The 15,245-nt window shown below is 72.1% G+C and carries 16 protein-coding genes; 11 read left to right on the plus strand and 5 right to left on the minus strand.

The window, feature by feature from the left end:
* The first annotated feature begins 54 nt into the window (after window positions 1-54).
* The 6 genes from GA0070620_RS28505 (at window position 55) to GA0070620_RS28530 (ending at window position 4,927) form a co-directional block, all read left to right on the plus strand.
* A complete protein-coding gene (locus GA0070620_RS28505) occupies window positions 55-339 on the plus strand; it encodes a GlsB/YeaQ/YmgE family stress response membrane protein (protein WP_091595944.1) in 285 nt (94 codons plus the stop codon).
* 300 nt (window positions 340-639) lie between these two features.
* A complete protein-coding gene (locus GA0070620_RS28510) occupies window positions 640-927 on the plus strand; it encodes a GlsB/YeaQ/YmgE family stress response membrane protein (RefSeq protein WP_091595946.1) in 288 nt (95 codons plus the stop codon).
* Between the two features lie 219 nt (window positions 928-1,146).
* Window positions 1,147-2,433 (plus strand): sugar ABC transporter substrate-binding protein, encoded by a 1,287-nt coding sequence (locus tag GA0070620_RS28515; protein WP_091595948.1) that lies wholly within the window; start codon window positions 1,147-1,149, stop codon window positions 2,431-2,433.
* A complete protein-coding gene (locus GA0070620_RS28520) occupies window positions 2,430-3,416 on the plus strand; it encodes a carbohydrate ABC transporter permease (protein WP_091595950.1) in 987 nt (328 codons plus the stop codon). Before GA0070620_RS28515 ends, GA0070620_RS28520 begins: the two co-directional genes overlap by 4 nt.
* Entirely contained in the window at window positions 3,413-4,243 is an 831-nt protein-coding gene (locus tag GA0070620_RS28525) for a carbohydrate ABC transporter permease (protein WP_091595952.1), read from the plus strand. Before GA0070620_RS28520 ends, GA0070620_RS28525 begins: the two co-directional genes overlap by 4 nt.
* A 45-nt stretch (window positions 4,244-4,288) precedes the next feature.
* Window positions 4,289-4,927, plus strand: coding sequence for an MOSC domain-containing protein (locus tag GA0070620_RS28530; protein WP_091595954.1), 639 nt, complete (start codon window positions 4,289-4,291; stop codon window positions 4,925-4,927).
* Window positions 4,928-5,008: 81 nt separating this feature from the next.
* Here GA0070620_RS28530 and GA0070620_RS28535 read toward each other — a convergent pair whose 3' ends face one another.
* Together GA0070620_RS28535 and GA0070620_RS28540 are read right to left on the minus strand one after the other, a co-directional pair.
* Complete coding sequence (locus GA0070620_RS28535) at window positions 5,009-5,914, minus strand: phytanoyl-CoA dioxygenase family protein (protein ID WP_091595956.1); 906 nt, start codon at window positions 5,912-5,914, stop codon at window positions 5,009-5,011.
* 218 nt (window positions 5,915-6,132) lie between these two features.
* On the minus strand, window positions 6,133-6,990 hold the full coding sequence (locus tag GA0070620_RS28540) for a hypothetical protein (RefSeq protein ID WP_091595958.1): 858 nt from the start codon (window positions 6,988-6,990) through the stop codon (window positions 6,133-6,135).
* A 407-nt stretch (window positions 6,991-7,397) separates the two neighbouring features.
* Between GA0070620_RS28540 and GA0070620_RS28545 the strand changes: the two genes are divergently transcribed.
* The gene (locus tag GA0070620_RS28545; protein WP_091595960.1) at window positions 7,398-8,162 is read left to right on the plus strand and encodes an SDR family NAD(P)-dependent oxidoreductase; all 765 of its coding nucleotides are present in this window, start codon (window positions 7,398-7,400) and stop codon (window positions 8,160-8,162) included.
* A gap of 86 nt (window positions 8,163-8,248) precedes the next feature.
* Here the strand turns inward: GA0070620_RS28545 and GA0070620_RS28550 are convergent, their stop codons facing one another.
* Window positions 8,249-9,058 (minus strand): enoyl-CoA hydratase-related protein, encoded by an 810-nt coding sequence (locus GA0070620_RS28550; protein WP_091595962.1) that lies wholly within the window; start codon window positions 9,056-9,058, stop codon window positions 8,249-8,251.
* A gap of 19 nt (window positions 9,059-9,077) precedes the next feature.
* Here GA0070620_RS28550 and hemW point away from each other — a divergent pair, with 19 nt between their 5' ends.
* Window positions 9,078-10,301 (plus strand): radical SAM family heme chaperone HemW, encoded by a 1,224-nt coding sequence (gene hemW, locus GA0070620_RS28555; protein ID WP_172836628.1) that lies wholly within the window; start codon window positions 9,078-9,080, stop codon window positions 10,299-10,301.
* Between the two features lie 60 nt (window positions 10,302-10,361).
* Here hemW and GA0070620_RS28560 read toward each other — a convergent pair whose 3' ends face one another.
* Window positions 10,362-10,988 carry a DUF4870 domain-containing protein gene (locus tag GA0070620_RS28560; protein WP_091595966.1) on the minus strand — a complete coding sequence of 209 codons (627 nt, stop codon included), beginning with the start codon at window positions 10,986-10,988 and terminating at the stop codon, window positions 10,362-10,364.
* A 233-nt stretch (window positions 10,989-11,221) separates the two neighbouring features.
* Here GA0070620_RS28560 and hrcA point away from each other — a divergent pair, with 233 nt between their 5' ends.
* From hrcA to GA0070620_RS28575, 3 genes are all read left to right on the plus strand, one after another.
* On the plus strand, window positions 11,222-12,244 hold the full coding sequence (gene hrcA, locus GA0070620_RS28565) for a heat-inducible transcriptional repressor HrcA (RefSeq protein WP_091595968.1): 1,023 nt from the start codon (window positions 11,222-11,224) through the stop codon (window positions 12,242-12,244).
* Window positions 12,245-12,302: 58 nt separating this feature from the next.
* A complete protein-coding gene (gene dnaJ, locus GA0070620_RS28570) occupies window positions 12,303-13,448 on the plus strand; it encodes a molecular chaperone DnaJ (RefSeq protein ID WP_172836629.1) in 1,146 nt (381 codons plus the stop codon).
* 123 nt (window positions 13,449-13,571) lie between these two features.
* Window positions 13,572-14,306: a 16S rRNA (uracil(1498)-N(3))-methyltransferase gene (locus GA0070620_RS28575; protein WP_091595972.1), complete on the plus strand. Its 735-nt coding sequence runs from the start codon at window positions 13,572-13,574 to the stop codon at window positions 14,304-14,306.
* A 176-nt stretch (window positions 14,307-14,482) separates the two neighbouring features.
* Here GA0070620_RS28575 and GA0070620_RS28580 read toward each other — a convergent pair whose 3' ends face one another.
* Window positions 14,483-15,244, minus strand: coding sequence for an SDR family NAD(P)-dependent oxidoreductase (locus tag GA0070620_RS28580; RefSeq protein WP_091595974.1), 762 nt, complete (start codon window positions 15,242-15,244; stop codon window positions 14,483-14,485).
* Between the last annotated feature and the right edge of the window lies 1 nt (window position 15,245).

Raw genomic sequence — 15,245 nt, forward strand, 5'->3', positions numbered from 1 at the left:
CGCCCACGACAGGGAAACACACATCGTGTGACAGGTTCTTGGAGGAGGGCGACCGTGGAGCTGACCGTTTGGGGCATCATCACCGCGCTCATCGTTGGTCTGATCGTCGGGGCGCTGGGTCGTCTGGTCGTCCCGGGCCGGCAGGACATGCCGATGTGGCTGCACATGCTGATCGGTGTGGGTGCCGCGCTGCTCGGTACGGTGCTGGCGCGGGCGTTGGGCATCGCGACCGAGACCGCCGGTGTGGACTGGGGCGAGCTGCTGGTGCAGATCGTGCTGGCCGCTATCGCGGTGGCTCTGGTGGCCGGTGTCGGCCGACGCCGCAGCGTCACCCGCTGACGCGGGGACCCGACCCGGCGCCGCTGCCGGCCTGATCGCCGGCGTACGCACCGAAGCACGTTTCGACGGGCGCCCGACCCTCGTGGTCGGGCGCCCGTCCGCGTTCGTCCACCTAGCCGGGAGGTCGGGGCCCCGCCCGGGTCGCGGCGTCCACCGGGAGCGGAGGTACCCGCCCTCCCGCGCGGTCCGGTGGTCTCTGTTCCGGAAGTCGGTTTGGTTTTCCGGCCGATCGGGAACTTAGCGGTCACGACAGGAAGCACACGGACATCGTGTGACAACTTTTGTTGAAGGAGGGCGACCGTGGAGCTGACCGTTTGGGGCATCATCACCGCGCTCATCGTTGGCCTGATCGTCGGGGCGCTGGGTCGTCTGGTCGTCCCGGGCCGGCAGAACATGCCGATGTGGCTGCACATGCTGATCGGTGTGGGTGCCGCGCTGCTCGGTACGGTGCTGGCGCGGGCGTTGGGCATCGCGACCGAGACCGCCGGTGTGGACTGGGGCGAGCTGCTGGTGCAGGTCGTGCTGGCCGCCATCGCGGTGGCTCTGGTGGCCGGTGTCGGCCGACGCCGCAGCGTCACCTACCGGTAATTCGCACACATCGATCCACGAAGGGGCGCCCGACCGGACGGTCGGGCGCCCCTTCGTCTGGGTACGGTCCGGTTCGCCCCGCTGCCTCTGCCTCACGGACCTGGCCTGCGGTACGGTCGCGTCGCTTCCCGTCGATCGCCCCCACTGTCGTAAAGGATTTTTTCCTACTAAGGTGCGGCGGAGAAGGTAAGTGCCAAGCGGTGTGAGGGGAGATGTGGCGTGAACAGGTGGAAGCGGCTGGCCCCGGTCACCGCCGTGGTGGCTTCGGCCGCGATGGTGCTCGCCGGCTGTGGCGGCTCGGGCGACGACACGGCCGACACCAGCAAGCTGACGGTCTGGATGATGGGCGAGGGCAGCGACGCCCAGACGAAGTTCCTCGACGGCGTCGAGACCGAGTTCCGGCAGAAGCACCCGGACACCGACGTGGTCGTGCAGTACATCCCGTGGCTGGAGGCGCCGAAGAAGTTCCAGGCCGCCCTGGCCGGCGGTGAGGGACCGGACGTCACCGAGCTGGGCAACACCGAGACCCAGGGCTGGGCGGCGCAGGAGGCTCTCGCCGACCTGAGCGGCCGGATGAGCGGCTGGGCCGACGCCAAGGACATCCTTCCCGACCTGGTGCGCAACGCCCAGCTCGACGGCAAGCAGTACGGGGTGCCGTGGTACGCGGGCGTACGCGCCATCTACTACCGCACCGACTGGTTCGCCGAGGCCGGCGTGAAGCCTCCGACCACCTGGGACGAGCTGGTCACCGTCGCCAAGGCGGTCCAGGCCAAGAAGCCGAACACGTACGGCATCGCCCTGCCGGGCAACTCGGAGCTGCCCTTCTACTCCTTCCTCTGGGGGGCCGGCGGTGAGATCGCGACCGAGCAGGGCGGCACCTGGAAGTCCGGCTACACCAGCCCGGAGGCGCAGAAGGCGGTCAAGTTCTGGACGGACCTGGTGACCGTGCACAAGGTCGCCCCGCCGGCCGCCGCCGGTTGGAACGAGATCGACGCCCGGACGCAGTTCGCCACCGGCAAGGCGGCGATGGCGTTCGCCGGGAGCTGGCAGCAGGGTGCGATCAAGAAGGACAACCCCGAGATCGAGAAGGTGTGGGGCACGTTCCCGATCCCCGGCCCGGACGGCAAGGCGGCACCCGGATTCGCCGGCGGCTCGGACGTCGCGGTCTGGCGCGACAGCGAACGGCAGGACCTCGCCTGGGACTACCTGACCGTGCTGCTGAACAAGAAGAACGCGCAGACCTTCGCCGACAGCCTCGGCTTCTTCCCGGTCTACCAGGACCTGGTTGCCGGCGGCACGTACGCGAATGACAAGATCATGTCGGCGTTCGCGACCACGATGCAGAACACGAAGGTCACGCCGCTCACCCCGAAGTGGGTGGAGGTCAGCCGTACCAAGACGGTGACCCAGGCGATGAACAGCTCGGTCATGAAGGGTCAGAAGACGGTCGAGAAGGCTACCGCCGACGCGGCCGCGGAGATGGAAAGCATCCTCAACGCCAAGTGACCACGCTGACCGAGGCGCCCGAGACGCCCGCCGCGCGGGAGACCCCCGCGCGGCGGCGTCGACGGGTCGACCGCCTGCCGTACCTGCTGCTCCTGCCCTGCCTGGTGATCATCGGCGGGCTGCTGCTCTGGCCGCTCGGCCAGGTGGTGGCGATGTCGTTCTACCGGCTGAACAACGTCCGGCAGTTGCGCGGCGACCGCGAGTGGCCGTGGGTGGGTCTGGGCAACTACACCCAGATCCTCGGTGACCCGTTCTTCCTCACGGTGCTGCGCAACACCGTGTTGTTCGCGGTCGCCAACGTGGTGCTCACGATGATCCTGGGCACCCTGGTCGGCCTGCTGCTCAACCGACTCGGCCGGAAGATGGCGACCTTCGTGGCGAGCTGCGTGATGCTGGCCTGGGCCACCCCGGCACTGACCGGCACGATCGTCTGGAAATGGATCTTCGACGACACCAGTGGGCTGGTGACCTGGCTGTTCAACGCGCTGCCGGACGGGCTCTCGCAGGGCCTGTTCGGGCGCAGCGACTGGACCGGCTACGGCTGGTTCAACTCTCCGCTGCTGTTCTTCTCGATCCTGACCCTGGTCGTGGTCTGGCACTCGTTCCCGTTCATCGCGGTGAGCGTCCTGGCGGGTCTGAAGAGTGTGCCGAGCGAGCTGCACGAGGCGGCCCGGGTGGACGGCGCCGGACCGTGGCGGGTGTTCTGGCGGATCACCTTCCCGCTGCTGCGCCCGGTCTTCGGGATCCTGATCGTGCTCTCCACGATCTGGGACTTCAAGGTCTTCACCCAGCAGTTCGTGCTGGCCGGCGGCACGCAGGACCGGCCGACGTTCATGCTCTCCATCTACTCGTACGCGGAGGCGTTCTCACCGCCGCCGAAGTACGGCCTCGGCGCGGCCATCGCGGTGATCCTCACGCTGATCCTGCTCGTGGTGACCGGCCTGTACGTACGGATGGTGCTCAAGCAGGAGGACGAGTCGTGAAGAAGGTCGCCCTCAACGGCGCCGGGCTGCTGGTGGCGCTCTTCGCGGCCTTCCCGGTCTACTGGATGATCGCCACCTCGCTGAAGCCCAGCCGGGAGATCTTCTCGGCCACGCCGCAGCCGGTGCCGACGCACCCCACGCTGGAGCACTACCGGGACATCCTGACCGGCAACCTCATCCCCGGCGTGACCTTCGTCGACTTCTTCCTCAACAGCGCGCTGGTGGCCGTCTCGACGGTGCTGCTCAGCGGGCTGGTCGCGCTGCTGGCCGCCACGGCGGTGGCCCGGTTCCGGTTCCGGTTGCGTACCAGCTTCCTGATCATGCTGCTGGTGGTGCAGATGATCCCGCTGGAGGCCCTGGTCATCCCGCTGTTCCTGATGATCCAGCGGCTCGGGCTCTACAACACGCTGCCCAGTCTGATCCTCACCTACCTGGGCTTCTCGCTGCCGTTCGCGGTGTGGATGCTGCGCGGGTTCGTGGCCGCGGTGCCGAAGGAGTTGGAGGAGGCGGCGGCCATCGACGGGGCGAGCCGGGCGCAGACGTTCCGGCGGATCCTCTTCCCGCTCGTCGCGCCGGGCCTGGTGGCCACCAGCATCTTCTCGTTCATCACCGCCTGGAACGAGCTGATCTTCGCGCTCACCTTCATCAACGACCAGGACCGCTACACCCTGCCGGTGGCGATGACCTTCTTCTTCGGCCGGGACGACACCGCGTGGGGTCCGGTCATGGCGGCGTCCACCCTCTTCACGCTGCCGGTGATCATCTTCTTCCTGCTGGTGCAGCGGCGGATGGTCTCCGGGCTCGTCGCCGGCGCGGTCAAGGGCTGAGCCGGCCCTGACGTCCCCACCGGCCCGCCCACTAGGCTGGCTGCCATGACGGGCAGAGTGGCGGCGGTGAACCTCGGCGTGGTCACCGAGGCAGCGTGGGCGGGCGACGCGAGCGGCCGTACGGGCATCGACAAGCGGCCGGTGGACGGGCCGGTGCTGTTCCGCGTCGACGGAGTGGCCGGTGACTTCATCGGCGAGCGCGCCCACCACGGCACCCCGGATCAGGCGGTCTACGCCTACGCCGAGGAGGACGCCGGCTGGTGGTCCGGTGAGCTGGGCCGGTCCGTCGGGCCGGGCGGCCTCGGCGAGAACCTCACGACGTACGCGGTGGACGTCACCGGGGCGGTGATCGGCGAGCAGTGGCTCGTCGGGTCCGCCCTGCTCCAGGTGACCAAGCCGCGCACCCCGTGCCGGACCTTCGCCGGCTTCTGGGGCGTACCGGATCTGATCAAGCGGTTCACGGCGCGGGCGCTGCCCGGGGCGTACCTGCGGGTGCTGCGCGAGGGGGAGGCCGCCGCCGGAGATCCGATCCAGGTGGTGGAGCGGCCGGCGCACGGGGTGACCATCGGTGAGGTGTTCCGCGCGACGAGCCTGGAGCCGGAGCTGCTGCCCCGCCTGCTGGACGCCCCCGATCTGCCCGAGTCGATTCGGGAGAAGGCCCGCCGCCGGCTCGCCGCACGCTGACCGGGGCGGGACGGACGGTCGGAGGCCGACACGGGAAAGGGGCCCCCACGCCGCGCGCGGGAGCCCCTTCCGGTCATCTGCTCAGCGGAGCCAGGGGATGTTGCGGTCCAGCAGGTCGCGCTGCTTGAGCTCCTTGCGCAGCGGGATCTCGTCGTCGATGTAGCCGTCCCAGTTGATGCCCCAGTAGTTCGCGGTGTGCGTGCCCTCACCGAGAAGCTGGCGCTGCACCGGCGTGCGGTTGGCCCACCACTCGCCGTCCTTGTCGATGTGCAGCTCGTCGAGCGGGCGGATCCACCGGTAGGTGTAGCCGACGAAGAGCATCTTGCGGGTGATGTTCGACAGGTTCGTCGACCGGGAGTGCCACTGGCGGCGGTCGAAGATGAACGCGTCGCCCGGGTTGGCGGTGATCTCCACCGTGCCCTCCGGGTCCGGGTTCTGCACGGTCAGGTCCGCCGGCCGGGGGAGCGAGTTCCACAGGTGGCTGCCGGGGATGACCTTGGTGGCGCCGCGGCCGGTCTCGGACAGGTCGGAGAGCACGTACGCGACCTTGAGCGAGAACATCGGGCGGGGCAGGTTCGGGTCCATCGTCTCCGGGTCGGAGTTCTGCCGGTACCCGTCCTGGTGCCAACCCCAGTACGGCTTCTCCGGCTCCAGCGCCGGCGGGGTCACGTCCAGGTGGTTGTGGTGGGTGTAGATGTTCCAGCCGGCCAGGCCCCACATGTACGGGAAGGAGATGGGGTGGGTCAGCAGCTCGCCGAAGAGCTCGTCCCGCTCCAGGAAGCCCAGCAGGTGCAGGGTCCCGTCCTTGGTGGTGTTGCCCTTCGCCTTCTCCTCGGCGTAGACGCGGTCGACCGCCTCTTCCAGGGCTGCCCGGTGGTCCTCGGTCAGGACATTGCGCAGCAGCAGGAAGCCCTGCTCGTGGAACTCCTTGCGGTCAATGTCGCTGATCGGCTCGTAACCGGTCCGGCCTCCGTAGTCGAAACCCACGTCGTACCCCTCCCCAAGCGGAACCCGTCTCTGGCACAGGCCGCCGAGCGTAACGCGCTGTAGCGGCGAGCGCGGGACCCTGACGCTGGGGACCGGGGTAAATCGGGACCCTGGGCCGCCGTTTGATCGCTCAGTGTGACGATCGCGGGAAGATTGGGGCGTCTACGTGGTTTGTCTGTTCGTTCATTTTCTGACGAAGCTGTAATCCCCGGCCGGGCTCAGGAGTCGCCGAACACCTCGGCGACCACTCGCCCGGTCGCCGCCGGCTCGGCCTCCACCTCGGTCCAGGTGCCGTCGCGCGCGGTCCACTCCAGGGCGCCGAAGCGCACCCGCTTCACCCCGTGGTCCTGCGCGTGCGAGACCAGCCAGTGCGCGTACCGCCAGCCGTTGCGCTGGTCGCTCGCCGCCAGGGTGAGGCCGGTCAGGTCCGTCGGCACGGCGCTGCTGGCCAACCCCCAGTCCAGGGTGAGGTTGCGGGTCAGCGCGACCGCCGCGGCCTCGCCGCGCATCACGGGCGTACGTCCCACCGTGCAGGCCACCGCGCCGGTCACGTCGCCGAGGAGCGCCTTGCTGAGCACCTCCGACTCGTCGGCCCACTTCTCGTACGCCTCGGGGAACGCGGAACGCTGCACCCGCTGGGCGGCGTCGGTGACCCGCATCCGCTCCCAGCCCCGAACCTTTCGCAGCGCCTTGTAGAACCGGGTGGCGGCGTAGCGCGGCTCGCGGATGCGCTCGGGGGTGCCCCACCCCTGGCTGGGCCGCTGCTGGAACAGGCCGACCGAGTCGCGGTCGCCGCCGGCGAGGTTGCGCAGGCCGGACTCCTGGTAGGCGGTGGCGAGGGCCACCACGACGGCCCGCTCCGGCATCTCCAGTTGGGCGCCGATCGCCGCGATGGTCGCCGCGTTGGCCATCTGGTCGGCGTCGAGTGTGACCCGGCCGTCGGCCTGCACGGTGCAGATCCTGGTCGCGGTCGGCAGGCGCAGGTCGCCGCCGAGTTTGCGGACGACGAGGAGGACACCCACCACGGCGAGAAGGGCCAGAACGACGCCACCTGCCACGACAGCCCGAGTTCGCACCTACACCCCCTGCTCGACAGTCCGCCAAGAGTACGTCCCGTCCCGGCCCCTCCGGGTCGTCCGACCGGTTCGGACGGTCCCGCGCCGCCGCGTACCGATTGATGTTTCCCGCTCCGGCCCGCCTCTCACCTGCCTGTTGTCAATCTCCCCGTCCGGCCGGTTTCGGCCGATACCGGGGCTGTCCGGCCCTCTGGTGCGTTATCAACCAGTCATGGCAGCCCGCCGCGCCGCCTCCTGTCGCCCGCGTCACTTCGCGGACGGTCGCGGAAGTTCTTGACTGGTCAAGCGGTTCTCGCAATTGACATGTCAATCAGGGGTGCGCCGGCCGACCCGGCGACGCGCCCGAGGGGCCCGGCCGGGCGGTGCGCCAAGCGCCGTCGGGGGCGGGCCACGGATGGAGGAGAACCATGGGAACGCTGGACGGCAAGGTCGTGCTCATCACCGGCACCGGCGGCGGCGTGGGCCGCGTCGCGGCGCTGGCCTTCGCACGCGAGGGCGCGCGGGTCGTCGGCGCGGACATCCAGGTCGACGGCAACAACGAGACCGCCGAACTGGTCCGCCGCGCGGGCGGGGAGATGACCGCCATCGCGCCGGTCGACCTCACCGACCCGGAGCAGGTACGCCGGTTCGTCGACGACGCCGCGGCGGCGTACGGCGGGCTCGACGTGGTCTACAACAACGCGGCCGCGCTCCGCTTCGGCCCCATGCCCGACTTCTCGGTCGAGGACTGGCGGGCGACCATCGTCGGCGAACTCGACATTCCCTTCTACGTGTCGAAGTTCGCGTGGCCGCACCTGGTGCGGCGCGGCGGTGGCGTCATCATCAACGCCGCGTCCATGGCCGGCATGATCGGCGGCGCGGTGCCGCCGATGGTCGGGCACGCCGCCGCGAACGCCGGAATCATCGGCATGACCCGGCAGCTCGCGCTGGAGGGCGCGCCGAGCGGGATCCGCGCGGTGGCGATCAGCCCGGGGCCGATCCTGACCCCGGCCAGCGACCGCGACCTGGGCGACAACCAGGCCGCGCGGGACGCGGTCACCGCGAAGACCCTGCTCAAGCGGTTCGCCCGGCCCGAGGAGGTCGCCGAGCTGGTGGTGTTCCTCGCGTCCGACCGCGCGGGCTACATCACCGGCGCGAACTACCCGGTCGACGGCGGCGCGACCGCGTGGTGAGTCGAGCGGCGGCCGGGACGCAGCCCTCGTGGGTGGCGTCCCGGCCGCCGCGGCCCCACCTCTACCCCCGGCCGTCCGTTCTCGTGTCAGCCGGCATGATCGGCGGGCGCACCGTCAAGAGCGGCCACCCATCGAGTCAATCTCTTGTCCCGGAAGGCCGCCACGCCCTCCCGCCCCTCGTCGGAGAGGAAGTAGGCGGTCGACAGCGCGGCCAGGTCGGCGATCTCGGCCCGCAGGTCGGTGGTCGCGGGGCGGCGCAGCAGCAGCTTCGCCCCGGTCAGGGCGCCGGGCGCGCCGCGCACCAGGGAGGCGCAGTACCGCTCCACCGCCGCGTCCAATCCGTCGGCCGGCACGGCCGCCGTCACCAGCCCGATCTCGGCGGCCCGCCGGCCGTCGAAGGTGTCCCCGGTCAGGTACAGCTCGGCCGCGGCGCGCGGGTGCAGCCGGGGCAGGACGGTCGCCGAGATCACCGCCGGGATCACGCCGATCCGCACCTCGGTGAAGGCGAAGGTCGCCTCCTCGGCGCAGATCGCCAGGTCCGCCGCCGCGATCAGACCCAGCCCGCCGGCCCGGGCCGGCCCGGCCACGCGGGCGAGCACGGGCTTCGGGCACTCCCACACCGCGGCCAGCACGTCACCGAGCATCCCGGCCGGCACCGTCCCGCTGGCGTACGCGGCGGCGGTCTCCTTCAGGTCCGCCCCCGAGCAGAAGACCGGGCCGGTGTGGTCGAGCACGACCATCCGGACGGCCTCGTCGGCGACCGCCGCGGCCAGCCCGTCGAGCAGCTGCGTCATCAGCGGCGTGGAGAGCGCGTTGCGGTTGTGCGGGCTGTCCAGGGTGAGGGTGGTCACCCCACGGGCCGTGGCGACCCGCACGAGCACGTCGGGAGAGGTCATGCCGGGCACACTAGTGGCCATGCCCGGCGTGCTTCCAGAAGGTGAGACGGTCCCCGTCGACGGATCGCTGCCGCCCACGGCGACCGCCGCGGTCGGCGAGCGCGGCTTCGGCGTGTACGTCCACGTGCCGTTCTGCGCCAGCCGCTGCGGCTACTGCGACTTCAACACGTACACGGCTGCGGAGCTCGGCGGCGGCGCGAGCCGGGACGCGTACGCCGACACCGTCCTCGCCGAGCTGCGGCTGGCCGCCCGGGTGCTCGGCGACACCCCGCCGAAGCGGGTCGACACCGTCTTCGTGGGCGGCGGCACCCCCACCCTGCTCCCGGCCGACGACCTGGCCCGGATCCTCGACGCGATCGACCGCACCTGGGGGCTGGCCGCCGACGCCGAGGTGACCACCGAGGCCAACCCCGAGTCGGTCACCCCCGCCTCGCTCAAGGCGCTGCGCGCCGCCGGCTACACCCGCGTCTCCCTGGGCATGCAGTCCGCCTCGCCCGGGGTGCTGGCGATCCTGGACCGTACACACAGCGCCGGACGGGCCACCGCCGCCGCGCTGGAGGCGCGCGACGCCGGTTTCGACCACGTCAACCTTGATCTGATCTACGGGACGCCGGGGGAGAGCGCCGAGGACTTCGCCGCCTCGCTGGATCAGGTGGTGGCCGCGGGCGTCGACCACGTCAGCGCGTACGCCCTGATCGTCGAGGACGGCACCCGGCTCGCCGCCCGGATGCGGCGCGGTGAGCTGGCGTACCCCAGCGACGACGTGGCGGCGGACCGCTACCTGGCGGCGGAGGCGGCGCTCGACGCAGCCGGCTTCTCCTGGTACGAGGTCTCCAACTGGGCCCGTACGCCTGCCGCCCGGTGCCGGCACAACCTGCTCTACTGGGGCGGAGCCGACTGGTGGGGCCTCGGGCCCGGGGCGCACAGCCACGTCGGCGGGGTGCGTTGGTGGAACGTGAAGCACCCGACCGCGTACGCCCAGCGGCTGGCGGCCGGGTCGTCGCCCGGCCTGGCCCGGGAGGTGCTGACCCGGGACGAGGCGCACATGGAGGACGTCATGCTGCGGCTGCGGCTCGCCTCCGGGCTGCCGCTGGACGTGCTGGACGACGCCGGGCGGGCCGGCGCCGAGCGGGCGCTGGCCGACGGGCTGCTCGCCCCCGCCGAGTACGCCGCCGGCCGTGCCGTGCTCACCCTGCGCGGCCGGCTGCTCGCGGACGCCGTCGTGCGTGACCTGCTGCCCTGACCGGGCCGGTCACCGGGCCGCCGCGGTGCCCGACCGGCCGGGGGAGCGGCCGGTCGGCGGTCACTTCACGAGGTTGACGGACATCGGGTAGCGGTAGAGCTGCCCCTCGTTGGCCTTGACCCCGGCGAGGATGCCGAAGAGCGTGCCGAGGATGACCGCCGCGCCGACGCCGAGGAAGCCGATCAGGACGCAGGAGAGCACCCAGCCGACCAGCCCCACGATCGACCAGACCAGCTGGAAGTTGAGCGCCGCCACGGCGTGCGCCCGGACGGTCGGCGACTGGTTGCCCCGGGCCAGCAGGGCGACCAGCGGGGCGATCCAGCCGAGGACGCCGGCGCTGAGGAACATGCCCGCGGCCCCGCCGAAGTGGGCGACGAGCGCCCAGGTCTTGTCCTCGTTGCCGCCGAGGCCGCCGCCGTAGCCACCGGTCGGGTAGCCGCCGCCGGGCGGGGGGTAGCCGCCGCCCGGGTAGCCGCCGCCGGGCGGTGGGTAGCCGCCCGACGACGTTTGGTCACCGGCGGGCGGCGGATAGCCACCGGGTGGGGGATAGCCGCCCGGGCCGGGTGCCCCGGACAGTGGTGCGGTGGGGGGTTCGTCCCCGGCGGACGGGCCGGGAGCGGCCGACGGCGGGTACGGCTGGTTGTCGCCGGGCCCTGCGGCGCCGGGAGGGCGAGGTGGTTCAGTCATGAATGTCACGGTAGGGGCCGTCGGCAACGCCGCACCAGAGCGACATCGCCCGGCTCGCCGGGCCGTTCGGCCCGCGTCCCCCGGTGACGTGGGCGGGGCCGCACCGGTGGTCCGTCGTTGATCATCGCGTCGACGGGCTCGCCGACGTAGACTGGCACTCGCAACAGACGAGTGCCAGGATGTCGTCCGCCGCCGCCCCCAGCGGCGGCCGATGCGCGTAGGAGGTGGGGAGGATGGGTCTGGACGACCGGAAGCTCGCCGTGCTCCGCGCGATCGTCGAGGACTACGTCGCGACGCAGGAACCGGTCGGCAGCCGGGCGCTGGTCGAGCGCCACCAGTTGGGCGTCTCACCGGCGACGGTCCGCAACGACATGGCGGTGCTCGAGGAGGAGGGCTACATCCGGCAGCCGCACACGAGTGCCGGCCGGGTGCCCACCGACCGCGGCTACCGCCTCTTCGTCGACCGGCTCTCCCGCGTCAAGCCGCTCAGCCCGGCGGAGCGCCGGGCGATCGAGCGCTTCCTGGTCGGCGCCGTCGACCTGGACGACGTGGTGCACCGCACGGTCCGCCTGTTGGCCCAGTTGACCCGGCAGGTCGCCGTCGTGCAGTACCCGAGCCTGGCCCGCTCGACGGTCCGCCACCTGGAGCTGGTGCCCATCTCGACCACCCGGCTGATGCTCGTCATGATCGCCGACACCGGGCGGGTCGAGCAGCGGCTCGTCGAGATGCCCGCGCCGATCCTCGCCGACGACGTCACCGACCTGCGCCGGCTGGTCAACGAGAAGCTGGTCGGCAGCCGGTTCTCCGACACGCCGCCGCTGGTGCAGGCGCTGGTCGACGAGGCCCGCCCCGACCAGCGTCCGGCCATGGCCACCCTCGCCACGGTCCTGCTGGAGACGCTCGTCGAGCGCCACGAGGAGCGAATCGCGCTGGCCGGCACGGCCAACCTCACCCGGGGTGGCCTGCTGGATTTCCAGGGCTCGCTGCGGCCGATCCTCGAAGCGCTCGAGGAGGAGGTCGTGCTGCTCAAGCTCATCGGCGAGACCGAGCCCAGCACGACCCGGGTGCTGATCGGCGACGAGAACGAGATCGACAACCTCCGCGCCGCCTCGGTGGTGAGCACCGGCTACGGGCCGGGCGCCACCATCGTCGGTGGCCTGGGGGTGCTGGGGCCGACCCGGATGGACTACCCCGGCACCATCGCCACGGTGAGGGCCGTGGCACGCTACGTGGGCGACCTGCTGGCCCAGAACTGACCGCAGCCAAGGCCGACGACCGGCGCAACGCGAGACGAACATGAGGACACGGAACGCAGTGGCCAGGGACTACTACGGCATTCTCGGTGTGAGCCGAGAAGCCTCCGACGACGAGATCAAGCGCGCCTACCGCAAGCTGGCGCGCCAGTTCCACCCGGACGTCAATCCGGATCCGGAGGCCCAGGAGAAGTTCAAGGACATCAACGCCGCGTACGAGGTCCTCTCGGACGACCGGAAACGGCAGATCGTCGACCTGGGTGGCGACCCGCTCGCCCCGGGCGGCGGGGGCGCCGGCGGCCCGGGCGGCCCCGGCGGCGCCGGCCCGTTCGTCGGGTTCCAGGACATCATGGACGCCTTCTTCGGAGGCGCGGCGGGCGGCTCGCGCGGCCCGCGTCCGCGCACCCGTCCCGGGGCTGACGCGATCCTGCGCCTCGAACTGGACCTGCACGAGACGGCGTTCGGCGTCGAGGCGCCCATCACCGTGGACACGGCCGTCCTCTGCACCACCTGCTCCGGCGCCGGCACCGCGGCGGGCACCCACCTCGCCACCTGCGAGGCGTGCGGCGGTCGCGGTGAGGTGCAGTCGGTGCAGCGCACCTTCCTCGGCCAGGTGGTCTCCGCCCGGCCGTGCACCGTCTGCCAGGGCTACGGCACCACCATCCCGCACCCCTGCCCGACGTGCGCCGGTGACGGCCGGGTCCGCACCCGCCGCTCGCTGACCGTGAAGATCCCGGCCGGTGTCGAGGACGGCATGCGGATCCGGCTGGCCCAGCAGGGCGAAGTCGGTCCGGGCGGTGGCACCGCCGGCGACCTCTACGTCGAGATCCACGAGCGGCCGCACGACGTCTACTCGCGCAAGGGCGACGACCTCCACTGCCGGGTCACCGTGCCGATGACGGCGGCGGCGCTCGGCACCCGACTGACGATCAAGACGCTGGACAGCGAGGAGACCGTCGACGTGAAGCCCGGCACGCAGCCGGCCAGCACGCTGCGGCTGCGCGCCCGCGGCGTGCCGCACCTGCGCGGCACCGGCCGGGGTGACCTCTACGTCCACCTCGACGTGCGCACGCCCACCAAGCTCGACGCCGACCAGGAGCGGATGCTCCGGGAGTTCGCCAAGACGCGGGGCGAGGAGGTCGCCGAGCTGAGCAAGCAGGGCGGCTTCTTCTCCCGGATGCGCGACGCGTTCAACGGTCACGCCTGATCCGGTCGGGCCGTGCGGCCCGCCTTGGTCCGGCGTGCCGTGATCCGGCCCCGCCTTGGTCCGGGCGTGCCGTGATCCGGCCTCGCCGCCCCGGTGTCCGCCGGGGCGGTTAGCCTGACCGTCGTGTCCGCGCCACTGTTCCTCGTCGAGTCGCTGCCCACCACCGACTCGCTGACCCTCGGCGGCCCCGAGGGGCACCACGCGGCGACCGTGCAGCGACTGCGGGTCGGCGAGGAGTTGGTGCTCGCCGACGGTCACGGCGGCACGGCCACCGCCGTGGTCACCGCCGTCGGCCGGGGCAGCCTGGACCTCGACGTGACCTCCCGGGCGTACGCGGACGCGCCCGTCCCGCGGCTCGTGGTGGTGCAGGGCATCGCCAAGGGCGACCGGGGCGAGCTGGCCGTGCAGGCCATGACCGAGGTCGGCGTCGACGAGATCGTCCCCTGGGCGGCGTCCCGGTCGGTGGCGCAGTGGCGCGGCGACCGGGGCGTACGGGCCCGGGACAAGTGGGTGGCGACCGCCCGGGAGGCGGCGAAACAGGCCCGCCGTCCCTGGCTGCCGGTGGTGGCCGGTGCCCCCGACGAGTCGACCGCCCGAGTGGCGCGTCGGATCGGCGGTGCCGCCGCCGCGTTCGTGCTCCACGAGGAGGCCGAGGAGCGGCTCACCACGGCGGACCTGCCCGACCTGGGGGAGATCGTGCTGGTGGTCGGGCCGGAGGGTGGGATCGCCCCGGCCGAGCTGGACGCCTTCGCCGAGGCCGGCGCCCGCCCGGTGCGGCTCGGCCCGTCGGTGCTACGCACCTCCACGGCGGGTGTGGCCGCCCTGAGCGTGCTCGCCACCCGCCTGTCCCGCTGGTAACCCGCGCCCCACGCCGAACACGCCACACGCCCGGCCCCACTGGCCCTCTCCCGCGCGCCCTGGCCCGCGCCGATCATGCAGTTGTGGTGCCTCACAGAAGTGGCGAGACGGTTGATTCCGGGCACCACAAGTGCATGATCAGCGGGAGCGGGAGCGGGAGCGGGAGCGGGAGCGGGTCAGCTGCGGAGGTAGGAGGCGCCGTTGAGGTCGACGATGGTGCCGGAGGCCCACTCCGCCTCGGGGGAGGCGAGCCAGTGCACGGCGGCGGCGATCTCCTCCGGCCGGGCGACCCGGTTGAACGGGCTCTGCGCGCGTACCGCCGCACCGCGCTCGGCCTTCAGGTGCTCGTTGGTCATGTCGGTCTCGACGAAGCCGGGCGCCACGGTGGCCACCGCGATGCCGTACGGGGCCAGCGCCACGGCGAGCGACTGTCCCAGGGCGTTGAGCCCCGCCTTGCTCGCCCCGTACGCCGGGTTGGCCGGCTCGCCCCGGAAGGCGCCGCGGGAGGAGACGTTGACGATCCGGCCACCCCGCCCGCGCATGTGCTGGGCGGCGCACCAGGTGGCGTTGGCCGCGCCGAACAGGTTGGTGTCCAGCACCTCCCGCCAGCGCTGCCGCCACTGCTCGTAGGAGGTGTCGAAGACCGGGTGCGGCGGGTCGGCCGGGCCGAACACGCCGGCGTTGTTCACCAGCACGTCGAGGCCGCCCAGCCGCTGTGCGGCCTCGTCCACCATCGCGCGGACCGCGTCCGGGTCGGCGAGGTCGGCGCGGACCACCACGTGCCCGTCGCCGGGCAGCTCCGCGCGGAGCTTCTCGGCCAGCTCCGCCGAGTCCCGGTGGTGGATCGCCACCCGGTCACCGCCGGCCGCGAAGGCCCGTACCACCGCCCGCCCGATGCCGCGCGAGCCCCCCGTCACCAGTACCGCCCGTGAAGTCACG

The organism is Micromonospora krabiensis (assembly GCF_900091425.1).
Classification (GTDB): Bacteria; Actinomycetota; Actinomycetes; order Mycobacteriales; family Micromonosporaceae; genus Micromonospora; species Micromonospora krabiensis.